This window comes from Aquimarina aggregata (genome assembly GCF_001632745.1).
Classification (GTDB): domain Bacteria; phylum Bacteroidota; class Bacteroidia; order Flavobacteriales; family Flavobacteriaceae; genus Aquimarina; species Aquimarina aggregata.
The window spans coordinates 625,305-647,123 of sequence record NZ_LQRT01000013.1; the positions used below are offsets into that span (position 1 = coordinate 625,305).

Annotated in this window: 26 protein-coding genes; 4 read left to right on the plus strand and 22 right to left on the minus strand. The window is 36.0% G+C overall.

Features of this window, described 5'->3' with window-relative positions; all coding sequences use genetic code 11:
- Nucleotides 1–2 precede the first annotated feature (2 nt).
- The 22 genes from rpsE to rpsL all read right to left on the minus strand — a co-directional run bounded on the left by rpsE (nucleotide 3) and on the right by rpsL (nucleotide 11,710).
- Entirely contained in the window at nucleotides 3–527 is a 525-nt protein-coding gene (gene rpsE, locus AWE51_RS14065; RefSeq protein WP_066314451.1) for a 30S ribosomal protein S5, read from the minus strand.
- Nucleotides 528–533: 6 nt separating this feature from the next.
- Entirely contained in the window at nucleotides 534–890 is a 357-nt protein-coding gene (rplR, locus tag AWE51_RS14070; RefSeq protein WP_066314452.1) for a 50S ribosomal protein L18, read from the minus strand.
- Nucleotides 891–900: 10 nt separating this feature from the next.
- A complete protein-coding gene (rplF, locus tag AWE51_RS14075) occupies nucleotides 901–1,443 on the minus strand; it encodes a 50S ribosomal protein L6 (protein ID WP_066314671.1) in 543 nt (180 codons plus the stop codon).
- 20 nt (nucleotides 1,444–1,463) lie between these two features.
- A complete protein-coding gene (gene rpsH, locus AWE51_RS14080; protein WP_066314453.1) occupies nucleotides 1,464–1,862 on the minus strand; it encodes a 30S ribosomal protein S8 in 399 nt (132 codons plus the stop codon).
- Nucleotides 1,863–1,931: 69 nt separating this feature from the next.
- Complete coding sequence (gene rpsN / locus AWE51_RS14085; protein WP_025666456.1) at nucleotides 1,932–2,201, minus strand: 30S ribosomal protein S14; 270 nt, start codon at nucleotides 2,199–2,201, stop codon at nucleotides 1,932–1,934.
- A 2-nt stretch (nucleotides 2,202–2,203) separates the two neighbouring features.
- On the minus strand, nucleotides 2,204–2,755 hold the full coding sequence (gene rplE, locus AWE51_RS14090) for a 50S ribosomal protein L5 (protein ID WP_066314455.1): 552 nt from the start codon (nucleotides 2,753–2,755) through the stop codon (nucleotides 2,204–2,206).
- A gap of 2 nt (nucleotides 2,756–2,757) precedes the next feature.
- Nucleotides 2,758–3,069: a 50S ribosomal protein L24 gene (gene rplX, locus AWE51_RS14095; protein WP_066314456.1), complete on the minus strand. Its 312-nt coding sequence runs from the start codon at nucleotides 3,067–3,069 to the stop codon at nucleotides 2,758–2,760.
- Nucleotides 3,070–3,082: 13 nt separating this feature from the next.
- Nucleotides 3,083–3,451, minus strand: coding sequence for a 50S ribosomal protein L14 (gene rplN, locus AWE51_RS14100; protein WP_027392543.1), 369 nt, complete (start codon nucleotides 3,449–3,451; stop codon nucleotides 3,083–3,085).
- 2 nt (nucleotides 3,452–3,453) lie between these two features.
- A complete protein-coding gene (gene rpsQ / locus AWE51_RS14105) occupies nucleotides 3,454–3,711 on the minus strand; it encodes a 30S ribosomal protein S17 (RefSeq protein WP_025741866.1) in 258 nt (85 codons plus the stop codon).
- Nucleotides 3,712–3,723: 12 nt separating this feature from the next.
- Nucleotides 3,724–3,918 carry a 50S ribosomal protein L29 gene (gene rpmC / locus AWE51_RS14110; protein WP_066314458.1) on the minus strand — a complete coding sequence of 65 codons (195 nt, stop codon included), beginning with the start codon at nucleotides 3,916–3,918 and terminating at the stop codon, nucleotides 3,724–3,726.
- 13 nt (nucleotides 3,919–3,931) lie between these two features.
- Complete coding sequence (rplP, locus tag AWE51_RS14115; protein WP_066314459.1) at nucleotides 3,932–4,351, minus strand: 50S ribosomal protein L16; 420 nt, start codon at nucleotides 4,349–4,351, stop codon at nucleotides 3,932–3,934.
- A gap of 20 nt (nucleotides 4,352–4,371) precedes the next feature.
- Nucleotides 4,372–5,100: a 30S ribosomal protein S3 gene (rpsC, locus tag AWE51_RS14120; RefSeq protein ID WP_066314461.1), complete on the minus strand. Its 729-nt coding sequence runs from the start codon at nucleotides 5,098–5,100 to the stop codon at nucleotides 4,372–4,374.
- Nucleotides 5,101–5,108: 8 nt separating this feature from the next.
- Nucleotides 5,109–5,516, minus strand: coding sequence for a 50S ribosomal protein L22 (rplV, locus tag AWE51_RS14125; protein WP_066314462.1), 408 nt, complete (start codon nucleotides 5,514–5,516; stop codon nucleotides 5,109–5,111).
- An 8-nt stretch (nucleotides 5,517–5,524) separates the two neighbouring features.
- Nucleotides 5,525–5,803 (minus strand): 30S ribosomal protein S19, encoded by a 279-nt coding sequence (gene rpsS, locus AWE51_RS14130; protein ID WP_019386271.1) that lies wholly within the window; start codon nucleotides 5,801–5,803, stop codon nucleotides 5,525–5,527.
- Between the two features lie 6 nt (nucleotides 5,804–5,809).
- Nucleotides 5,810–6,634: a 50S ribosomal protein L2 gene (gene rplB, locus AWE51_RS14135; RefSeq protein WP_066314463.1), complete on the minus strand. Its 825-nt coding sequence runs from the start codon at nucleotides 6,632–6,634 to the stop codon at nucleotides 5,810–5,812.
- A 9-nt stretch (nucleotides 6,635–6,643) separates the two neighbouring features.
- Nucleotides 6,644–6,934, minus strand: coding sequence for a 50S ribosomal protein L23 (gene rplW / locus AWE51_RS14140; RefSeq protein WP_066314464.1), 291 nt, complete (start codon nucleotides 6,932–6,934; stop codon nucleotides 6,644–6,646).
- 5 nt (nucleotides 6,935–6,939) lie between these two features.
- Complete coding sequence (rplD, locus tag AWE51_RS14145) at nucleotides 6,940–7,569, minus strand: 50S ribosomal protein L4 (protein WP_066314466.1); 630 nt, start codon at nucleotides 7,567–7,569, stop codon at nucleotides 6,940–6,942.
- Nucleotides 7,569–8,186: a 50S ribosomal protein L3 gene (gene rplC, locus AWE51_RS14150; protein WP_066314467.1), complete on the minus strand. Its 618-nt coding sequence runs from the start codon at nucleotides 8,184–8,186 to the stop codon at nucleotides 7,569–7,571. The genes rplD and rplC overlap by 1 nt, the downstream gene beginning before the upstream one ends.
- A gap of 195 nt (nucleotides 8,187–8,381) precedes the next feature.
- Entirely contained in the window at nucleotides 8,382–8,687 is a 306-nt protein-coding gene (rpsJ, locus tag AWE51_RS14155; RefSeq protein ID WP_010181931.1) for a 30S ribosomal protein S10, read from the minus strand.
- Between the two features lie 12 nt (nucleotides 8,688–8,699).
- A complete protein-coding gene (gene fusA / locus AWE51_RS14160; RefSeq protein WP_066314469.1) occupies nucleotides 8,700–10,826 on the minus strand; it encodes an elongation factor G in 2,127 nt (708 codons plus the stop codon).
- A 10-nt stretch (nucleotides 10,827–10,836) separates the two neighbouring features.
- Nucleotides 10,837–11,313, minus strand: a complete 477-nt coding sequence (gene rpsG, locus AWE51_RS14165) for a 30S ribosomal protein S7 (protein ID WP_024770882.1) — start codon at nucleotides 11,311–11,313, stop codon at nucleotides 10,837–10,839.
- 22 nt (nucleotides 11,314–11,335) lie between these two features.
- Nucleotides 11,336–11,710 carry a 30S ribosomal protein S12 gene (gene rpsL, locus AWE51_RS14170; protein ID WP_024770883.1) on the minus strand — a complete coding sequence of 125 codons (375 nt, stop codon included), beginning with the start codon at nucleotides 11,708–11,710 and terminating at the stop codon, nucleotides 11,336–11,338.
- A gap of 511 nt (nucleotides 11,711–12,221) precedes the next feature.
- Here rpsL and AWE51_RS14175 point away from each other — a divergent pair.
- The 4 genes from AWE51_RS14175 to AWE51_RS14190 all read left to right on the plus strand — a co-directional run bounded on the left by AWE51_RS14175 (nucleotide 12,222) and on the right by AWE51_RS14190 (nucleotide 21,819).
- Complete coding sequence (locus AWE51_RS14175) at nucleotides 12,222–15,479, plus strand: SusC/RagA family TonB-linked outer membrane protein (RefSeq protein ID WP_066314470.1); 3,258 nt, start codon at nucleotides 12,222–12,224, stop codon at nucleotides 15,477–15,479.
- Nucleotides 15,480–15,495: 16 nt separating this feature from the next.
- The gene (locus tag AWE51_RS14180; protein WP_066314471.1) at nucleotides 15,496–17,214 is read left to right on the plus strand and encodes a SusD/RagB family nutrient-binding outer membrane lipoprotein; all 1,719 of its coding nucleotides are present in this window, start codon (nucleotides 15,496–15,498) and stop codon (nucleotides 17,212–17,214) included.
- A gap of 44 nt (nucleotides 17,215–17,258) precedes the next feature.
- On the plus strand, nucleotides 17,259–18,308 hold the full coding sequence (locus AWE51_RS14185; RefSeq protein WP_147405095.1) for a hypothetical protein: 1,050 nt from the start codon (nucleotides 17,259–17,261) through the stop codon (nucleotides 18,306–18,308).
- A gap of 304 nt (nucleotides 18,309–18,612) precedes the next feature.
- Nucleotides 18,613–21,819 (plus strand): SusC/RagA family TonB-linked outer membrane protein, encoded by a 3,207-nt coding sequence (locus tag AWE51_RS14190; protein ID WP_066314477.1) that lies wholly within the window; start codon nucleotides 18,613–18,615, stop codon nucleotides 21,817–21,819.

Sequence of the window (21,819 nt, forward strand, 5' to 3'; positions counted from 1 at the left end):
TTTTATCCTTTAAACACTTTTTCTAGTGAAACACCACGTTGTTTTGCTACTTGCTGTGCACTACGCATTTGCAATAAAGCATCAAATGTTGCTTTCACCACGTTGTGTGGGTTAGAAGATCCTTGGTTTTTAGAAAGTACGTCGTGTACACCTACTGCTTCCAATACAGCACGTATAGCACCACCTGCTATTACTCCGGTACCTGTTGCTGCTGGTTTAAGAAATATTCTCGCTCCACCATACTTACCTTTTTGTTCATGAGGTAAAGTTCCTTTATGCAACGGAATACGAACTAAATTCTTTTTTGCATCTTCTACTGCTTTAGCAATAGCTTCAGCTACTTCCTTAGATTTACCTAAACCGTGACCTACAACTCCGTTTTCATCACCCACAACAACGATTGCAGAGAATCCAAATGCTCTACCACCTTTTGTTACCTTAGTAACACGTTGCACACCAACTAAACGATCTTTTAGTTCAAGTCCACTTGGTTTTACTAATTCTGCGTTTTTATATTTTTGATACATAATTTCTTAGAATTTTAGTCCTGCTTCTCTAGCACCATCTGCTAATGATTTTACTCTACCATGATACAAATAACCTCCTCTATCAAAGGATACTGTTTCAATACCAGCTTTCTTTGCTTTTTCAGCAAGTGCTTTACCTACTAGGTTTGCTCTATCAATTTTATTTCCAGATGCCGAAGCAATATCTTTATCTCTTGATGAAGCAGCACTAATAGTTTTACCAGTAACATCATCTATGATTTGAGCATAGATTTCTTTATTACTTCTAAAAACAGATAATCTAGGACGTTGTTCTGTTCCGCTCACATTTCCACGGATTCGCTTTCTTATCTTTAATCTTCTTAAGTCTTTTGAGAATGCCATAACTTGGTTATTATGCAGATTTACCTGCTTTTCTTCTTAATTGTTCTCCTACGAATTTAATTCCCTTTCCTTTGTAAGGCTCTGGTTTACGGAAGCCTCTAATTTTAGCTGCAACCTGACCCACCAACTGCTTATCATGAGAAGTTAATTTTACGATAGGGTTTTTACCTTTTTCAGAAATAGTTTCGATTTTCACTTCGGGAGCTAAATCTAAAACTATGTTATGAGAGAATCCTAGAGCCAAATCTAATTTTTGACCTTGATTAGAGGCTCTGTAACCAACTCCTACCAATTCTAGCTCTTTAGTAAACCCTTCAGAAACACCTTGAACCATATTCTGAATCAAAGCTCTATATAAACCGTGCTTCGCCTTATGATCTTTTGCTTCTGTTGGTCTTTCTAAAACCACTTTACCTTCTTCAACTTTTAGAGTGATACTATCAATCTCTTGAGAAAGTTCTCCTAATTTTCCTTTAACAGTAACAACATTTCCTGTCACTTCAACAGTGACACCAGACGGTATAATTACTGGATTTTTTCCTATTCTTGACATTTCTTTTGTCTTTTTCTCTGTTAATATACGTAGCAAAGTACCTCACCACCTACATTCTCTTGTCTTGCCTGTTTACCAGTCATAACACCGTGAGAAGTAGAAACTATCGCAACACCTAAACCATTAAGAATTCTTGGAATTTCTCCAGAACCGGCATACTTACGAAGACCAGGCTTACTGATTCTTTGTAATTGCTTTATTACAGGTTCTTTTGTAAACTTATCGTATTTAAGTGCAATTTTAATAGTACCTTGAGTAGTATTATCTTCAAATTTATAACTTAAAATATATCCTTGATCGAATAATATTTTAGTGATCTCTTTCTTAACCTTAGATGCAGGTATCTCAACAACTCTATGTTGTGCACTGTTTGCATTTCTAATTCTGGTTAAATAATCTGCTATAGGATCTGTATTCATTGTATCTAATTTATGATCTTGGTTTTCAATAAAAGTATCGAACCTTAGATCAATTAATTTACTTTATTATTACCAACTAGCTTTAGTTACTCCAGGAATTAATCCTTTGTTAGCCATCTCTCTAAACGTTACACGAGAAATTCCAAATTGACGCATATATCCTTTTGGTCTTCCGGTAAGCTTACAACGATTATGCTTACGAATTGGTGAAGCATTTTTTGGTAACTTTTGCAATGCTTCATAATCACCAGCTTCTTTTAAAGCTTTGCGTTTTTCTGCATATTTTGCTACTGTCTTAGCTCTCTTCACCTCACGGGCTTTCATTGATTCTTTAGCCATAATTAATTCTTTTTAAAAGGTAAACCTAGTTCGGTTAACAATGATTTTGCTTCTTTATCAGTTTTAGCAGAAGTTTCGAATGTGATATTCATTCCTGAAATTTTATTTACCTTATCGATATTAATTTCAGGGAAGATAATTTGTTCTAAAACTCCTAAAGAGTAATTACCTCTACCATCAAAACCTGTTGCTTTTATACCATTGAAATCTCTAACACGTGGTAGTGCTGTAGTTATCAAACGATCTAAAAATTCATACATTCTTTCGCCTCTTAACGTAACCTTAGCACCAATTGGCATTCCTTTACGTAATTTGAAAGTAGCGACATCTTTTTTAGATATTGTTGGTATAGCCTTTTGACCAGTTATTGTTGTTAACTCGTCTACAGCATAATCAATTAACTTTTTGTCAGCTACGGCTGCTCCAACTCCTCTACTTAAAACTATTTTTTTAAGTTTCGGTACTTGCATTACATTATCATAGCTGAATTCTTCTGTAAGAGCAGACATTACTCTGTCTTTATACTCTTGTTTTAGTCTCGGGATATAAGCCATAACTATATTACTTCATTAGATTTTTTAGAAAATCTCACTTTCTTATCTCCTTCTACTCTATATCCAACTCTTGTTGTTTCTCCTTTCGAAGTTAATAAAGTTAAGTTAGAGATATGAATAGGTGCTTCTTGTTTTACTATACCACCTTGTGGATTAGCTGCACTAGGCTTCTGGTGTTTTGAAACTAAGTTCACACCTTCTACAATCGCCTTATTCTTTTCTTTCAATACTTTTTGCACTGTACCCTCTTGACCTTTATTGTCTCCAGCGATAACACGTACTGTATCTCCTGATTTAATTTTTAGCTTTGTCATCTTTTCAAATGTTTTAAAGCACTTCTGGCGCTAGTGATACAATCTTCATGAACTGCTTATCACGAAGTTCTCTTGCTACAGGACCAAAAACACGAGTTCCTCTCATTTCTCCAGCAGGGTTTAATAAAACACATGCATTATCATCGAAACGGATATACGAACCATCTGGTCTGCGCACTTCTTTTTTGGTACGAACTACAACTGCAGTAGAAACGGCTCCTTTCTTAATGTTTCCATTTGGAGTTGCTTCTTTTACACTGACAACGATCTTGTCTCCTACAGAGGCGTATCTTCTTTTTGTACCACCTAGAACACGAATGACTAAAACTTCTTTACCACCTGTGTTATCTGCTACTTTTAATCTAGACTCTTGTTGTACCATAATTACTTCGCTCTTTCAATTACTTCTACTAATCTCCAGCACTTGGTTCTACTCATAGGTCTTGTTTCCATGATCTTTACAGTATCACCAATATTGCAGTCGTTCTTTTCGTCGTGTGCAACGTATTTTTTCGTTTTTAACACGAACTTTCCGTACATTGGGTGTTTTACTTTTTTAACTTCAGAAACCACGATTGATTTCTGCATTTTGTTACTAGTAACAACACCTATACGTTCTTTTCTTAAGTTTCTTTTTTCCATCTTTCAGCAGAATTAACCGTTTAATTCTCTTTTTGTTAGCTCTGTAGCCATTCTCGCTATAGATCTTCTTACTTTACGCAATTGCAAAGGATTCTCTAATGGAGACATCGCATGAGCCATTCTTAAATCTGAATACGCTTTTTGAGATTTACCAAGTTCCTCTTGTAATTCAGCTGTCGATAATCCTTTAACTTCTGATTGTTTCATAGTTTCTCAAATATTAAGCTCGATAATCTCTAGCTACAATAAACTTAGTTTTAACAGGAAGTTTTTGTGCGGCCAAACGCAATGCTTCTTTAGCTACATCATATGGCACTCCACTTATTTCAAATAATATTCTTCCTGGTTTTACAACTGCTGCCCAATATTCTACAGCACCTTTACCTTTACCCATACGTACTTCAAGAGGTTTCTTTGTAATAGGCTTGTCTGGGAAAATCTTAATCCACAGAGAACCTTCTCTTTTCATATAACGAGTAGCAGATATACGAGCTGCTTCTATTTGTCTAGCAGTAATAAAACTTGAATCCAATGATTTAATTCCGAAGGTTCCGTTTGAAAGCGTATGTCCTCTTTGAGACAAACCTTTCATACGTCCTTTTTGTTGTTTACGGAATTTTGTTCTTTTAGGCTGTAACATTGTTAATTTACTTTAAAAAATTACTTTCTACGACGAGATTTGTTATTACCTCCTCGTCCACCTCCACGGTTGTCACCTTTTCCTTGTTTCTTGGATAAACCAACTAAAGGAGAAAGTTCTCTTTTACCATATACTTCACCTTTCATAATCCATACTTTAATACCCAGTCTACCATAAGTAGTATGAGCTTCTACTAAAGCATAATCTATGTCAGCTCTAAATGTTGATAAAGGAATACGACCTTCTTTATAAGACTCAGAACGTGCCATTTCTGCACCATTCAAACGCCCTGAAATCTGGATCTTAATACCTTCTGCATTCATTCGAATTGCAGCAGCAATAGCCATTTTAATAGCACGTCTGTACGAAATACGACTTTCTATTTGTCTTGCTACACTAGATCCAACCAAAAACGCATCAAGTTCTGGTCTTTTAATCTCAAAAATATTGATCTGTACTTCTTTTTCAGTAATCTTTTTAAGCTCTTCTTTTAACTTGTCTACCTCTTGACCACCTTTTCCGATAATTATACCAGGTCTAGCAGTAGTGATAGTAACGGTTACAAGTTTAAGCGTACGCTCAATTATTACTCTAGATACACTAGCTTTAGATAAACGTGCGTGTACATACTTTCTAATCTTATCGTCTTCGGCAAGTTTGTCACCGTAGTCATTACCTCCGTACCAGTTGGATTCCCACCCTCTGATAATACCAAGGCGATTTCCGATTGGATTTGTCTTCTGTCCCATAGTCTATATTAGCTTTGTGTATTATTGTTTGCTGCTACCACGATTGTAACGTGATTAGAGCGTTTTCTTATTCTGTGCGCGCGACCCTGTGGAGCAGGACGTAGTCTTTTTAACATACTTCCTCCATCTACACGAATTTCTTTTACAAAAAGGTCAGCATCTTCGATACTAGCGTCTTCATTTTTCGCTTGCCAGTTAGCTATTGCAGAAAGCAATAACTTTTCTAAACGTCGCGATGCTTCTTTAGGACTAAATCTAAGAATATGAATCGCTTTTTCAACTTTCTCACCACGAACCAAATCTGCAACTAAGCGCATTTTACGAGGTGACGTAGGGCAGTTATTAAGCTTAGCAAAAGCAACTTGCTTTTTCTCTTCCTTAATTCTATCTGCCATTTCTCTTTTACGAACTCCCATGACTTAAATTATTTTTTACCTTTATTTTTAGCACCAGCGTGTCCTCTAAACGAACGTGTTGGCGAAAACTCTCCTAGTTTATGACCTACCATATTTTCTGTAACATATACAGGTACAAATTGGCGACCATTATGAACTGCAATTGTTTGTCCTACAAAATCCGGAGTAATCATAGAGGCTCTTGACCAAGTTTTGATTACAGATTTCTTATTAGCCTCAACATTTGCTGCTACTTTCTTTTCTAACTTATAGTGAACGTAAGGTCCTTTTTTTAATGAACGTGCCATATCTTATTATTTCTTTCTACGTTCTACAATATATTTATTACTCGCTTTCGTCTTAGAACGGGTTCTATATCCTTTAGCAGGAAGACCTTTTCTAGAACGTGGATGACCTCCAGATGAACGTCCTTCTCCACCACCCATTGGGTGATCAACCGGGTTCATTGCTACTGGTCTAGTACGGGGACGACGACCTAACCATCGTGTTCTACCAGCTTTACCACCAACAATTAATTGATGATCACTGTTAGAAACAGCTCCAATAGTCGCCATACAGTTAACCAAGATCATTCTTACTTCACCAGAAGGTAATTTCACAGTTGCAAATTTACCATCTCTAGCCATAAGCTGCGCGAATGATCCCGCACTACGTGCCATAACAGCACCTTGACCTGGACGAAGTTCTATACATGAAATGATTGTTCCTAAAGGTATACTACTAAGCGGCATTGCATTACCAATTTCTGGAGCTATATCACTTCCTGAAACGATATTTTGACCTACTTGTAAACCGTTTTGGGCTATTACATAACGCTTTTCACCATCTTGGTAGTTTAAAAGTGCTATGAATGCAGTTCTGTTAGGATCGTATTCTATTGTAGCTACGGTAGCAGGGATTCCTTGCTTATCACGCTTAAAGTCTATAATACGATATCTTCTTTTATGACCACCACCTTTGTAGCGCATAGTCATTTTTCCTTGACTGTTTCTACCTCCAGATCTTTTTTTCGGAGCTAATAAACTCTTCTCCGGCTTATCAGTAGTTATGGCGTCAAACCCATTTACTACTCTAAAACGCTGACCTGGGGTAATTGGTTTTAATTTTCTTACTGACATTTTTTAGTCTTAAAGATTACTATATAAATCAATTACTTCACCTTCCGCCACCTGTACAATTGCTTTTTTATAAGCGCTTGTTTTACCAGTTACCATACCCGTTTTTGTATAACGAGTTTTACGGTCTGGACGGACATTTATTGTACGAACTTTAGTAACAGAAACACCATAAACAGCCTCGACTGCTTTTTTGATCTCTACCTTATTCGCTTTTTTCTCTACCACAAAACCATAGCGGTTATATACCTCACTATCAGCGGTAGCCTTTTCTGTAATAATAGGTTTTATTAAGATACTCATGGCTTCTATTTACTTAAATTCGTTTCAATTCCTTTCAAAGAACCTTCCAGAAGAACAATACTTTCTGCATTAAGTATTTTGTAAGTACTTAATTCTGAGGAGGTTATAACTTCTGAATCTTTCAAATTGCGTGACGACAAATATACATTTTTATTTGACTCAGCCAACACAAACAAAGATTTTTTGTTTTCAAGTCCTAAAGACTTCAAAACAGCAGTAAAATTCTTTGTTTTAACAGTATCAAAACTAAAGTCTTCTACAACTGTTATTGCCTTATCTCCAGCTTTAATACTTAATGCTGATTTACGCGCTAATTTCTTAAGATTCTTATTTAATTTAAAAGAGTAGTTACGTGGTCTTGGACCAAACACTCTACCTCCACCTTTAAAAACTGGAGACTTAATACTACCAGCTCTAGCCGTACCAGTACCCTTTTGTTTTTTGATTTTTCTTGTACTACCAACAATCTCTGCACGCTCCTTTGCTTTGTGAGTACCTTGACGTTGATTAGCCAAATACTGCTTCACATCTAGATACACAGCATGATTATTTGGTTCAATACCAAAAACAGCATCCGAAAGGTCTGCCTTTCTACCTGTTTCTTTTCCGTTTATATCAATTACCGTTACTTTCATTACTTCTGAATCGTTACGTATGCATTTTTGTGCCCAGGGACACAACCTTTAACCACAAGTAAGTTCTTTTCAGGAACTACTTTTAGCACTCTCAAGTTTTGAACTTTTATTTGATCTCCACCCATTCTTCCAGCCATCTTCATACCTTTGAATACTCTCGCAGGATATGAAGCCGCACCAATTGAACCCGGAGCTCTTAATCGGTTATGCTGACCGTGAGTCGCTTGACCAACCCCACCGAAGTTGTGTCTTTTAACAACACCTTGAAAACCTTTACCTTTAGAAGTTGCTGAAACATCAACAAACTCTCCTTCAGCAAAGTGCTCTACTGTTACCGTATCACCTAATTTGTACTCCTCATCAAAACTTTTGAATTCGACAACTTTACGTTTAGCAACAGTTCCTGCTTTTTTAAAGTGACCTAAAGCCGCTTTTGTAGCATTTTTGTCTGCTTTGTCATCGAAACCTAGCTGAATAGCTTCATAACCATCAACCTCATTAGTTCTGACTTGGGTAACCACACATGGTCCAGCTTCGATCACAGTACATGGAATATTTTTTCCATTCTCATCGAAAATGCTGGTCATGCCGATCTTTTTTCCTATTAACCCAGACATATTTAAATTATTTATTAATTATTCTTATTTATATTTGAAATCGCTTTCAATCTCTTGCAAAAAAACAGGGTCAAAATACTTCAACCCTGAATGTACTTTTTGCCGTTTTTCCCTTGCACGCAGCTCGGGACATTTTCATATCTCTTGTAGAGATCTCTTATCTATTTATCAGAAATTAGAAATTAAAGTTTCTTATCACACTTTAATTTCCACTTCTACTCCACTCGGTAACTCTAGTTTCATCAAAGCATCAATTGTTTTTGATGACGAGCTATATATATCCAATAGTCTTTTGTAAGAACTTAATTGGAACTGCTCTCTTGATTTTTTGTTCACGTGTGGAGAACGAAGCACTGTAAATATCTTTTTATGTGTTGGTAAAGGAATTGGCCCAGTTACTACAGCTCCTGTGCTCTTTACCGTCTTTACAATTTTTTCAGCAGACTTATCTACTAAATTATGATCGTAAGATTTCAGTTTTATTCTAATTTTTTGACTCATTTCTGTAATAAATTAAGCGTTAACTCCTTTTGCTGCTGCTATTACCTCTTCAGATATATTAGAAGGTGTTTCAGCATAGTGAGAAAATTCCATTGTAGATGTTGCTCTACCAGACGACAATGTTCTTAATGTTGTTACATATCCAAACATTTCTGAAAGTGGAACGGTAGCTTTTACAGTTTTCGCACCTGCACGATCTCCCATATCACTAACTTGTCCTCTACGACGGTTAAGATCACCAACGATATCACCCATATTTTCTTCTGGAGTAATAACTTCTAATTTCATAATTGGCTCCATAATTACGGCTTTTGCAGCTTTTGCTGAATTCTTAAAACCTAATTTTGCAGCTAATTCGAAAGATAATTGATCAGAATCGACATCATGATAAGATCCATCCTTAAGGGTTACTTTAACAGCATCAACCTCGTAACCTGCTAAAGGACCATTTACCATCGCCATTTTGAATCCTTTTTCAATAGAAGGTATAAATTCTTTAGGAACATTTCCTCCCTTAATTATAGATTCAAACTGAAGTCCTACTTGTCCTTCATCAGCAGGCTCAATAGTAAAGACTATATCAGCAAATTTACCTCGACCACCAGATTGTTTCTTATAAACCTCTCTATGATCTGCAGATTGCGTTATAGCCTCCTTATATTCTACCTGAGGTTGACCTTGATTAACCTCTACTTTGAATTCTCGCTTTAAACGATCAACAATAATATCCAAATGCAGCTCACCCATACCAGAAATAATAGTCTGACCTGAAGCCTCATCTGTTCTTACTGTGAATGTAGGATCTTCTTCAGCTAATTTAGCTAATGACATTCCTAATTTATCAACATCTGCCTTAGTCTTAGGCTCAACCGCGATACCAATTACTGGATCAGGAAAGTCCATAGATTCTAGAACTATTGGATTCTTTTCATCAGTCATGGTATCACCAGTCTTGATATCTTTGAATCCAACCGCAGCTCCAATATCTCCAGCCTCTATATACTCTATAGCATTCTGCTTATTAGAGTGCATCTGATATATCCTAGATATTCTTTCTTTCTTACCTGAACGATTATTCAGAATATATGACCCTGCATCCAAACGACCTGAATACGCTCTAAAGAATGCTAAACGACCTACAAAAGGATCAGTTGCGATTTTAAAAGCTAAAGCCGAAAATGGCTCCTTCACATCTGGTTTACGGATTTCTTCTTGATCTGTGTTTGGATTCACACCTACAATACCCTCCTTATCGGTTGGAGAAGGTAAATAACGACATACAGCATCTAATAAAAACTGAACTCCTTTATTTTTAAATGCAGAACCACAAATCATTGGAATTATTGACATATCCATTACCGCAGCACGAAGAGCAGCATGCACCTCGTCTTCTGTAATTGAATCTTCGTCTTCCATAAATTTTTCCAAAAGATTCTCGTCATAAGCAGCTACTTCTTCAATAAGTTTACCTCTTAATTCTGCAGCTTCCGCTTTTAATTCTTCTGGAATATCTACTATATCGAATGTAGAACCTTGTGTCTCATCATGCCATACAATAGCGCGATTTTTTACTAAATCTACAATACCTTTAAAATCAGCTTCGTCACCAATATTCATAACTATTGGAACAGCATTTGACCCTAACATATCTTTAACCTGCTGACAAACTGCCATAAAGTTAGATCCTTGACGGTCCATTTTGTTTACAAAACCAATACGTGGCACTTTATAATTATCAGCAAGTCTCCAGTTAGTTTCAGACTGAGGCTCAACACCATCAACTGCACTAAACAAAAACACTAAACCATCAAGAACACGAAGAGAACGGTTAACTTCTACCGTAAAATCAACGTGACCTGGTGTATCTATAATATTAAAATGATAACCTTTTGTATCCGCAATTGGCTGCCCATTTTCAGTAGGGAATTTCCATTCACAGGTAGTAGCAGCTGAAGTAATCGTGATACCACGCTCTTGCTCTTGCTCCATCCAGTCCATAGTTGCTGCACCATCATGCACCTCACCTATCTTGTGACTAACACCTGTATAATAAAGTATACGTTCTGTAGTTGTAGTTTTTCCTGCGTCAATATGCGCAGCAATTCCTATATTTCTTGTGTATTTTAAATCTCTAGCCATTTCTTAATGATTAAAATCTAAAGTGTGAGAATGCTTTATTTGCTTCAGCCATTTTATGAGTATCTACTCGCTTTTTAACAGCTGCTCCTTCTTCTTTTTCTGCAGCTATAATCTCTGCAGCAAGTTTTTGAGCCATAGATTTTTCATTTCTTTTACGCGAAAATTGGATCAACCACTTCATAGCAGTAGAAATTTTTCGGTCTGGTCTGATTGGGTTTGGAATCTGAAAAGTAGCTCCACCAACTCGTCGGCTTCTTACCTCTACGTGTGGCATAACATTTGACAATGCGTCTTTCCAAATCTCTAATGATGTCTTTTCATCATTTTGTTTTTTCTCTTCTACGATATCAATAGCATCATAGAAAATTTTAAAAGCAGTTGACTTTTTACCATCCCACATCATCATATTTACAAAACGAGTCACTAATTGATCGTTAAAACGTGGATCCGGTAAAATAGGTCTTTTTTTAGCCTTTCTTTTTCTCATGTCTTCTTCTTAAAGTTTTTAATTACTTCTTAGGGCGTTTTGCACCATACTTAGATCTACGTTGAGTTCTACCTTCAACACCTGCGGTATCTAAAGCTCCTCTAACGATATGATATCTAACTCCTGGTAAATCTTTTACCCTTCCACCTCTAACTAATACTATCGAGTGCTCCTGGAGATTGTGACCTTCACCACCGATGTACGCATTTACTTCCTTACCATTAGTTAACCTAACACGAGCTACTTTACGCATAGCTGAATTTGGTTTTTTAGGTGTAGTAGTATAAACACGTGTACAAACACCGCGGCGTTGCGGGCACGAATCCAAAGCAGCCGATTTACTCTTCTTAGTTATTTTGGCTCTACCTTTTCGTACTAATTGTGAAATTGTTGGCATAATTTGCTTTACACTATTTTTAAATAATTTTATAATATCCCTTTTTAAAGGGCTGCAAAGGTAGAAATATTTTTCAGCAAATCAAATCCTAAGGGATTAATTTTCAAATAGATTTAAAAAGCAACAAAATAAGTACACAAGAACTACTGTTTTTCCGTATGGCAAAAAATCGCATTGCTAAAACTCAATTCCTACATTTCAAACATAGACTACTACAAGATTTTAGAGACACTTCCAAGCTACGCTTATTTAACAGAAACATAATTTAATCTTTTGAAAAACAGCATATTACGTGTAAAAATTAAAATATCATACGCTAAAAAAAGAAAAGAAAAAAACCTACTACTCTAGTCTCAATTACCCCTAATTACGAAAAAACAAAAAGATTATTAAATTATTATAAATTAACAAACCTACACGTTAATAAACGTTAAAATATTCAAAAAAAAACCATTTTTATCGCTTTTTATTATCAATTTTGTAAAGGCTAATTAAAATAAACACACAAATAATGAATTTAACTAGGAGGCAAATTCTAATGCTTTTCATGGCATTAGTCGTGCAATTTTCTTTTGCACAAGAAACAACCATAACTGGTAAAGTAACAGATGATAACGGTTCTCCCTTACCCGGAGTAAACATCATTATCAAAAACACAAACAATGGAACCCAATCAGATTTTGATGGATTATACTCTATTGAAACTTCTGCAGGAAACGTTCTGGTTTTTAGTTTTGTCGGCTTCACTAATAAAGAAGTTACCGTAGGAGCTAGCACTACTATTAATGTACAACTTGATGCTTCAACTTCTCAATTAGAAGAAGTTATTGTAACAGCGCAGGGTATTAAAAGAGAGAAACAAGCTCTTGGATACGCTGTTGCAGAGGTAAAAAACGAACAATTAGAACAACGAGCAGAAGGTGATATTGGTCGAGTTTTACTAGGTAAAGCTTCAGGTGTTAACATTACACAGCAGAACGGATTATCTGGTTCTGGAACAAACATCGTGATTAGAGGACTCAGCTCATTTAGTGGTAGTAATCAGCCTCTATTTATTGTTGATGGTGTTCCATTTAGTAGTGACACAAACTCACAGGGTGGAAATGATGGCAATGGTCAAAATGACTTTATCGATGGAAACTCAGGATCTAGTAGGTTCTTAGATTTAGATCCTAATAGTATCGAGAGTGTTAATGTATTAAAAGGTTTAGCAGCAGCTACACTTTATGGAACTGCAGGAAGAAATGGGGTAATTCTAATTACCACAAAAAACGGATCTGCAGGCAATGCCGTTAAGAAAAATGAGGTAACCATTACCTCATCGTTTTTCTTTAATGAAATAGCATCTTTACCTGATTACCAAGATAGCTTTGGTAACGGTTTTGATCAAGCCTTTGGATGGTTTTTTAGTAACTGGGGACCAAGTTTTGAAAGAGATGGTGTAGCTGGTTGGGGTAATGGTATAAACGATGACCCAAATAGAGGATTTAATCCAGACGGGACACTTGCACATCCATATAGCACAGCATCATCTGCCACTGGAATCCCAGCCGCTTTTCCAGAATTTGCAGGAGCTCGATATGATTGGAGACCTTATGACAGTGTAGATAATTTCTTCAAAACAGGTGCAGTATCTAATACCGCTATAAATTTTAGAGGCACTACAGCAGACAACACATTAAGTTACAATGCAAACTACAGTTATCTTGAAGATGAAGGTTTTACACCTGGAAACAAGCTAAGAAGAAACACTCTAGGGTTTGGTGGAAGAGCTAAACTATCAAATAAATTTACACTTTCAAATACTTTAAATTATTCTAAAACAGACTTTAGAACTCCACCCGTTGCAGCAAGTCAAGGTAATGGAGCTTTTGGTACTGGTTCTTCTGTTTTTGGAGAGTTATTTTTCACTCCTCGTAGTGTTGATTTAATTGGATTACCTTTTCAAAATCCAATTGATGGATCAAGTACTTATTACAGACAGAATAATAGTATACAACATCCCTTATGGACAGTAAACAATGCTCAAAATAGACAAATCACAAATCGTGTTTTTGGTAATGGAACTTTGCAATACGACCTTTCTGAAAATTTAAATTTAGTGTACCGATTTGGACTAGATAACTATACCGAATCTAACACGAATCAACAAAACCGAGGAGGAGTTAGTGATGATGCAGGTTTACGAAGCGGTGTTTACCAAACGTGGACGAACATTAACACAATATTCGATCATAACTTTATCATAAATGGAGATTACTCTTTAAATGATGATGTTGGGATGACATTCAACGTAGGTGCTACATCAAGAAGAGAAATTTTTGAACGAAATGGTGTCGCTAGTACAAACCAACAAGTTTTTAATGTATTCCAACACAAAAATTTTGCTGTACAAGATGAGATAGAATTCCAACAAGAAAGAAATATTGTTGGTCTTTATGGTCAAGCAGATTTCGATTATCGAAGAATGTTATATGTAACTGTAGCAGGACGAAATGACTGGGTGTCAAATTTAAGTACAGAGAATAGATCTATATTCTACCCTAGTGCAAGTATGTCTTTTCTTCCAACTACAGCTTTTAAGGGGATAAAAAGTGAGAACGGTATCAATTACTTAAAAGTGAGAGCTGGATACGGAACCTCTGCAAACTTCCCTACAGGTTTTCCTATTGCAACAACCTTACTTATAGATACACAAAACTTTAGAGATTCAGGAAGAGATATCGTAACAAACTCTGCAGCACCAAGATTAGGTAATCCAGATTTAAAACCAGAACGATTAAACGAAATCGAATTTGGTATCGAATCCCGTTTCTTCAAAAACAGAATCAGCTTAAACACTTCATACTACAGTAGAATCACAAAAGATTTAATCATTGATCGACCTCTTGACAATTCAACAGGAGCAACTATACGAAGTGAGAATATTGGAGAAATTAAAAGTACAGGTTTCGAAGCAGATCTTGGAGTTGATATTGTTACATCACCAGATAATGGTTTTACATGGAATACAAACATCAATTTTACCACATCAGAAACAACTGTTGAGGATCTAGGAGCAGATACAGATATCATTGTATATTCAGGTTTTTCAAACTTAGGAAATGCAGCTATCGAAGGAGAACCTCTTGGTGTTATCGTAGGAAGCAGAATTCAAAGAGACGACGATGGGAATTTCTTGGTAAATAGTGCTGGAAATTATGTTGAAGAAGAAGGGACTTTTGTTATTGGAGATCCGAATCCAGATTACTTATTGAATGTTTCAAATTCTTTTTCTTATAAAAATTTCAATCTTAGTTTTCTTTTCGCTTTTGTAAAAGGTGGAGATATTTATTCTAGAACCGTATCTACATTATTAGGTAGAGGACTTACAACAGACACAGAAGATCGTATAAATACTTTTATTCTTCCTGGTGTGCAAGAAGACGGTTCACCAAACAATGTTCAAATTAACAACTCAACATTTTACTTTTCAAATGTATTATTTGGACCTGATGAATTAGGTGTATTTGACGGAACAGTTCTTAGACTACAGGAACTTTCTTTAGGTTATAGTCTACCTACTAAATTTTTAGATAACACTCCTTTTGGAGCTGTTAGTATGAACTTAACGGGATATAACCTATGGTTTAATGCCTTTAATATCCCTGATGGAACTAATTTCGACCCTAATGTAGCAGGGCTAGGTGTAGGAAATGGTCGAGGTTTTGACTTTTTAAATGGACCTAGTTCTAGAAGATATGGTGTAAGTATCAAAGCTTCATTCTAACAAAAAACATAAAATCATGATTAAATTAAGATTATCATATAAAATTTCAATAGTAACGACCTTAATACTAGGATTACTATTCATATCATGCGAAAGTACTGAGTTGGATTTAGCAAATGACCCAAACCAGTTAACCCCTGAACAATCTAATCCCGATCTATTTTTGAATTCTATTCAAGTGGATTTTGGAAAAGTAGTTGAACGTTTTGGGGCGATCGCAGGTCAAGTAACTCGAATCGATTATATGAATGGTAGGGATTACCCTAACACATATTCTCCTGCAGACTTTAATGACGTATGGAGTGGTTCTTATCAATCTACCGGTGTTTCTTTCAACGATCAATTTGGTCATAGCCAAACATTTAATGGCATACTAGCAGATATTAGAGCGTTAACTCCCCTAGCAGAAGAAGGAGAACTATACAGACATACCGCCATAAGCCAAGTGATCGAAGCATATACTATAGTAACATTAGTAGATTTTTTTGGTGACATCCCTTATACTGAAGCATTACAAGCTAATATCGGAAATTTCAATCCTGAACCTGATGCAGGTAATGTTGTTTACCAAGCTGCATTAAACCTATTAGAAGATGCAATTGTAAATTTTGGTCGTACTCCACAAAATGATCCTATTAATGATTTCTTTTATGATGGAGATTGGGATAAATGGATTAAAGCTGCCAATACATTAAGAATGAAAATTTACCTACAACAAAGGCTTGTTGATAGTGATGCCATTTCTAGTTTTAATGCTATTGTTACAGCAGGGAATTATATTCAAACAGTTGACGAAGATTTTCAATTTACTTGGGGAACAAATGTTATACAACCAGACAACCGTCATCCTAGATATGCGAACAATTACGAAGGAGATGGTGCCGATGAATATATGTCTAATTGGCTAATGAATTTAATGCTCACGACGGATGACCCAAGAATTAGATACTACTATTACAGACAAACTAACGCTGTACCAGGTGCCGAAATTGCACCAAATGAAGAAACACTAAGTTGTTCTTTAGAAAGTGCACCCCAACATTATATTGACGGAGGGTTTACTTTTTGCTTCTTGAATAGCGGTTACTGGGGTAGAGATCATGGTGACGATGATGGTATTCCACCAGACGGGTTCTTAAGAACTAATTTTGGAGTATATCCAGCAGGAGGAAGATTCGACGACAGTAGTTTTGAAGGAACTTCTCAAGGAGATGGAGGTCAAGGAGCTGGTATTACTCCTATCATGTTATCATCTTGGGTAGATTTTATGATTGCAGAAGTTGCCATGGAAGAAATGAATATAATGGCTGCTAGAACTGCTTTAAGTAATGGAATTACTAAATCTATTACAAAAGTTCAGACTTTCAGTAGTCTAGACCCTTCAGCAAATTTATCTTTCGAACCAGATGCAACTGCCGTATCGAACTTTGTTAATGAAAGAACAAGTAGTTTCGATTCCGCAACAACAGATCAAGAACGCTGGAATGCTATCGCTCAGCAATATTGGGTTGCTTTATTTGGGAACGGTGTTGATGCTTATAATTTTTACAGAAGAACAGGTTATCCAAATACATTACAACCTAATGTAGAACCAAATCCAGGAAACTTTATTAGGTCTTTTCCTTACCCGGCAGATTTAACAACTAACAATTCATCTGTTAGTCCTAAAGACACTAATCAAAAAGTATTCTGGGACAATAACCCAGACTCTCCAACATTTCCTAGCTCAAATTAATGCTAAGAATAAATAATATTGGATTTACCAAAAACATGAAAAACATGAAAAACATAACAAAATATTTAAGTCTTACATTACTCAGCATACTTACTTTAGGATGTAGCGGAGATGATAAGATTGTAGATAGAATTCTAGACGATGTGACCAGTGGAGCAGTATTACGTACGAGAGACACTGACAATAATATGGTTTACAATAATCTTACAGGAGAATTTACTGCGACATCAAATTACATCCTTACACTCGAAGAACAGGACGCTAGTAATGGGGATTTACTTGATAACATTGAAATTTTTGCTCGGTTTGTTGAAAACACAAAAGATGACGCAAATAGCGATGGCACTATTGACGATGATAACCTTACTACAACCGAAGGGTTAATTAGAACTTTGACAATAGCAGATTTCACGACAGGACCAAGAAACTTACCAGAATCTGTAGTGACATTCACTGCAGATGAACTTGTAGCTTTTACTGGTGTTGACGAAAGTAAGATTCAAGGAAGTGATGATTTCGCACTTAGGTTTAAAATAAACTTAACAGACGGTAGATCTTTTTCTGAAGATGATGTAAATGGTAATGTATCAGGTGGATCGTATTTCTCATCCCCTTTTGCATATAGAAGCAGCATTAGTTGTGATATTACAGAAAGTCTTGCAGACACCTACACGTATACAGTAACCTCTTTACAATCAGCCCCAGGTGGAAGAAGCCAGTGCCAAACAGATCCGGGAGATCTCCCAAGCGGTACTGTAACTTGGTCCGAAACCGATACTCCAGGTGAATATTCAACATCAGATATTAGTTTTGGTCAATTTGACAACTGTTACGTTGATACTTTTAGTAAAATCGAATTTGATGAAATTTTAATCACGTGGGATTGCACCAACTTAAAAGCAGGTGGAACTATCGAGACAGTAGAAAACGATACTAACAAAGAGATAGATTTTACATACGTATATACTATCAAAGAAACTTCAGGATCAGATATGACTATTGACTTTAGTAATTCTGAAGGAGATCGAGGTACAGTCGTACTTACAAGACCAGCAGGCAAAGTATGGCCAATACTTCTTAGAAGAATGGAATAACATATCTTATTCACAAATTTAAATTAGCTAGAAAAGGTTTCTCATTTTGAGAAACCTTTTTTTATTTTAAATTATCACTTCGAATACTCAAATTCTTACCAAAATTATCATAGCACCCACACACCCAACACCTTAAATCCAAACACACTACTCACAACTTCAACTCAATACATTTTCTTTAGGAAAACAATAACATTTCTTGTAGATAATTTTATCATAAAAAGGCATTTTTAGTCGGAAAAAAAATTGTCTACTTACATAATTATCATCAATTTTGGCTCAGGCTAATTCTAACAATTAACAAATGAAAACAAACTGTAAAGCAATTTTAGCGCTGCTTATGGCGCTAATTGTGCATTTTAGTTATGCACAAGAAAAAACTGTAACCGGAAAAGTTACAGATGATAGCGGACTTCCTCTTCCTGGAGTGAATATCGTTATCAGAGGAACAAACAATGGAGCACAATCTGATTTCGACGGACTCTACAGCATTCAGGCCTCTGAAGGCAACATCTTAGTATTTAGTTATCTTGGATTTGCTAGTCAAGAGGTAACTGTAGGTGCTAGCAACACAATCGATATGCAGTTACAGGCTTCAACTGCAGAGCTAGACGAAGTTGTAGTCACTGCTCTTGGAATTTCAAGGGAAAAAAAATCTCTTGGGTATGCAGTACAAGAAGTAGATGGTAACGCCATTGCCCAAACCAGAAGCACTAATGCACTTGGAGCATTAACTGGTCAAGTTGCTGGGGTACAAATCAACAATGCTGCTGGTAACATTGGAGGTTCTACAAGAATCCTTATTAGAGGTGCAGGTTCAATAACACAAGAAAACAGACCTTTAATTGTAGTTGACGGAACACCTCTTGACAATTCGAATTACAACGACGAAGACACTCAAGATGGTGGAGGTGGTAGAGACTTTGGTGATACAGGTTTCGACATTAACCCTGATGATATAGAAAATATATCAGTACTTAAAGGAGGTGCAGCAGCAGCTCTTTATGGTAACCGTGCCAATAATGGAGTTATTATTATCACGACCAAAACAGCTAAAGATGGTAAAGCAGAAATAGTTGTAAACTCTGGTGTTTCGTTTGAAAGCATTAATATTTTCCCTAAAGTACAAAAACTATATGGTGGAGGTGCTGGAGATCCAGGAACAATTGGCCAAAGTAATTTTGCTACTCAAAATATTAATGGAACTACATTTAATTTAGTAGACTATGCAACAGATGAATCTTGGGGTCCTAGATATGATCCTAACATATCTGTATTAGGATGGGACGCCTTTGACCCTGAATTCCCTAATGAATTTCTTAACCCAAGACCATGGGTATATCCAAATGCTGATGCAGAAAGCTTCTACGATGTTGGAGTATCCCTAAACAATAGTATTTCTTTTTCTAAATCTTTTGAAGATTCTAAACTAAGACTTTCTTTTTCTAATGTAAGAACTACAGGGATTATTCCTAATAGTGAGCTTGAAAAAACAACTATTAGTTTCAGTGGGTCGACTAAACTTTCTAAAAAATTCAGAGTAGATGCTGGTATTAACTATGTTATTACTGATGGTTTTAACCGACCAGAATCTGGATATGGCGATAATAGTTTAATACAAAAGTTCTACCAATTTGGTCAAACTTCTTTGGACTATGACAGATTAAGAAACTATCTTCTTCCAAACGGAAATCAGAGAACATGGAACAGAAGAGCATTTGATGATCCCACGCCAAGATTCTCGGACAACCCATATTGGACAATATTTGAAAACACCTCTGCTGATAGAAGAAACAGATGGTTTGGAAACACAAAATTCAAATATGATTTCACTGATAAAATCTCTGCATTAGGAAGTATCTTTTTAGATAGCTACGATTCTAAAATAAGCACTAGAGTTGCATCAGGGTCTCAAGCTCAATCAAGATATGACGAGGATATCAGAACTTTTCAGGAATTAAATTATGAACTACGTCTTCAGTACAACGAAAGTCTTTTTGAAGACAAAGTTAGTCTTAATGCTATTGTTGGAGCCAATAGAAGAAATTCTATTTTCTCTAGTCTTGAAGGAAACACAAGAGGTGGTTTAGCTGTTCCAGGTATTTACAACCTAAACAACTCAAACGAAGACCCTAGAATTATTGACACTGACGAAGAAAGAAGAACAAACAGTATCTTCGCCTCTGTATCTTTAGGGTACAAAAACTTTCTTTATTTAGATGTTACAGGTAGAAATGACTGGTCTTCTACTTTACCTCCAGAAAACAATTCTTATTTCTATCCAGCAGTAACTGGTAGTTTTCTTTTCTCTCAATTAGTAGATGCTGGTTGGCTTTCGTATGGTAAAGTAAGAGGAAGTTGGGCAAGTGTAGGTAACGATACCGATCCCTATAGCTTAAGAAATGTATTCAATAACAGAACTGCTTTTTTTGGTAATATAAGATACACACAACCAGATGAGAATAGGAACCCAGATCTACGACCAGAAGAAAAGACAACTTGGGAAGTTGGTCTAGAAATGGCGCTCTTCAAAAATAGAGTACGTCTTGACGTCACCTATTACGACGAACTTACAGAGGACTTGATCACACCAGTACAAATAGATCCATCTACCGGATACAGTTCTACATTTGTAAATGCTGGTAAACTATCAAATAAAGGTGTTGAAGCTCTTGTAACAGTTACACCTGTTCAAAACGAAAATTTTAGCTGGGACGTTACATGGAATTTCTCTAAAAATGTAAATGAATTAGAAGAATTAATTCCTGGAGTAGAAACTCTTGAAATAGCAAGGTTCCCATTTAATGGAGTAACACTTAATGCTGTTGTTGGTGAGCCGTATGGAGTTATACGAGGTACTAATTTTGTTTTTGACGACCAAGGAAATCGTGTCGTTGATGCTGATGGTAGATTTCTTGAATCTAGAAATGTTGAAAACCTAGGTAGTGTTTTACCTGACTATAACATGGGTATACGAAATACACTTACTTATAAAAACATAAACTTTGGTTTCTTAATTGACATACAAGAGGGTGGTGTTTACAGATCATTAACCAATATTTGGGGTAACTATTCTGGTATTTTAGAAGAGACAGCGGCAAATAATATTCGTGAACAAGGTATTATTTTAGATGGTGTGACCGGAGATGTAACATTTAATGCCGATGGCACTTATACTGTAGCAAATACCGCGCCCAATACAACTGTACTTTCTGCTCAACAATACGGGCAAGATCATTTCTTTAGAGCTGATGCTCAAAATGTATTTGATGCAAGTTATGTAAAATTAAGAGAAGTTACTCTTGGGTACTCATTACCAGCTAAATGGAGAGGACCTTTAAATACAATAAAATTATCATTGTTTGCAAGAAACCTATTTGTTTGGGGATTAGCAAATGATAATTTTGACCCCGAAGTAGCAACTTCTGGAAGTGGAAACATTCAAGGTTCTGAGGGAGGTTCTTTACCATCTACAAGAAACTATGGTTTTAATCTTCAATTAAAATTCTAA

What these genes read in the sequence shown, in the direction of transcription:
- rpsE (WP_066314451.1), bottom strand. Translation starts at nt 527, where the DNA reads ATGTATCAAAAATATAAAAACGCAGAATTAGTAAAACCAAGTGGACTT.
- rplR (WP_066314452.1), bottom strand. Translation starts at nt 890, where the DNA reads ATGGCATTCTCAAAAGACTTAAGAAGATTAAAGATAAGAAAGCGAATC.
- rplF (WP_066314671.1), bottom strand. Translation starts at nt 1,443, where the DNA reads ATGTCAAGAATAGGAAAAAATCCAGTAATTATACCGTCTGGTGTCACT.
- rpsH (WP_066314453.1), bottom strand. Translation starts at nt 1,862, where the DNA reads ATGAATACAGATCCTATAGCAGATTATTTAACCAGAATTAGAAATGCA.
- rpsN (WP_025666456.1), bottom strand. Translation starts at nt 2,201, where the DNA reads ATGGCTAAAGAATCAATGAAAGCCCGTGAGGTGAAGAGAGCTAAGACA.
- rplE (WP_066314455.1), bottom strand. Translation starts at nt 2,755, where the DNA reads ATGGCTTATATCCCGAGACTAAAACAAGAGTATAAAGACAGAGTAATG.
- rplX (WP_066314456.1), bottom strand. Translation starts at nt 3,069, where the DNA reads ATGACAAAGCTAAAAATTAAATCAGGAGATACAGTACGTGTTATCGCT.
- rplN (WP_027392543.1), bottom strand. Translation starts at nt 3,451, where the DNA reads ATGGTACAACAAGAGTCTAGATTAAAAGTAGCAGATAACACAGGTGGT.
- rpsQ (WP_025741866.1), bottom strand. Translation starts at nt 3,711, where the DNA reads ATGGAAAAAAGAAACTTAAGAAAAGAACGTATAGGTGTTGTTACTAGT.
- rpmC (WP_066314458.1), bottom strand. Translation starts at nt 3,918, where the DNA reads ATGAAACAATCAGAAGTTAAAGGATTATCGACAGCTGAATTACAAGAG.
- rplP (WP_066314459.1), bottom strand. Translation starts at nt 4,351, where the DNA reads ATGTTACAGCCTAAAAGAACAAAATTCCGTAAACAACAAAAAGGACGT.
- rpsC (WP_066314461.1), bottom strand. Translation starts at nt 5,100, where the DNA reads ATGGGACAGAAGACAAATCCAATCGGAAATCGCCTTGGTATTATCAGA.
- rplV (WP_066314462.1), bottom strand. Translation starts at nt 5,516, where the DNA reads ATGGGAGTTCGTAAAAGAGAAATGGCAGATAGAATTAAGGAAGAGAAA.
- rpsS (WP_019386271.1), bottom strand. Translation starts at nt 5,803, where the DNA reads ATGGCACGTTCATTAAAAAAAGGACCTTACGTTCACTATAAGTTAGAA.
- rplB (WP_066314463.1), bottom strand. Translation starts at nt 6,634, where the DNA reads ATGTCAGTAAGAAAATTAAAACCAATTACCCCAGGTCAGCGTTTTAGA.
- rplW (WP_066314464.1), bottom strand. Translation starts at nt 6,934, where the DNA reads ATGAGTATCTTAATAAAACCTATTATTACAGAAAAGGCTACCGCTGAT.
- rplD (WP_066314466.1), bottom strand. Translation starts at nt 7,569, where the DNA reads ATGAAAGTAACGGTAATTGATATAAACGGAAAAGAAACAGGTAGAAAG.
- rplC (WP_066314467.1), bottom strand. Translation starts at nt 8,186, where the DNA reads ATGTCTGGGTTAATAGGAAAAAAGATCGGCATGACCAGCATTTTCGAT.
- rpsJ (WP_010181931.1), bottom strand. Translation starts at nt 8,687, where the DNA reads ATGAGTCAAAAAATTAGAATAAAACTGAAATCTTACGATCATAATTTA.
- fusA (WP_066314469.1), bottom strand. Translation starts at nt 10,826, where the DNA reads ATGGCTAGAGATTTAAAATACACAAGAAATATAGGAATTGCTGCGCAT.
- rpsG (WP_024770882.1), bottom strand. Translation starts at nt 11,313, where the DNA reads ATGAGAAAAAGAAAGGCTAAAAAAAGACCTATTTTACCGGATCCACGT.
- rpsL (WP_024770883.1), bottom strand. Translation starts at nt 11,710, where the DNA reads ATGCCAACAATTTCACAATTAGTACGAAAAGGTAGAGCCAAAATAACT.
- AWE51_RS14175 (WP_066314470.1), top strand. Translation starts at nt 12,222, where the DNA reads ATGAATTTAACTAGGAGGCAAATTCTAATGCTTTTCATGGCATTAGTC.
- AWE51_RS14180 (WP_066314471.1), top strand. Translation starts at nt 15,496, where the DNA reads ATGATTAAATTAAGATTATCATATAAAATTTCAATAGTAACGACCTTA.
- AWE51_RS14185 (WP_147405095.1), top strand. Translation starts at nt 17,259, where the DNA reads ATGAAAAACATAACAAAATATTTAAGTCTTACATTACTCAGCATACTT.
- AWE51_RS14190 (WP_066314477.1), top strand. Translation starts at nt 18,613, where the DNA reads ATGAAAACAAACTGTAAAGCAATTTTAGCGCTGCTTATGGCGCTAATT.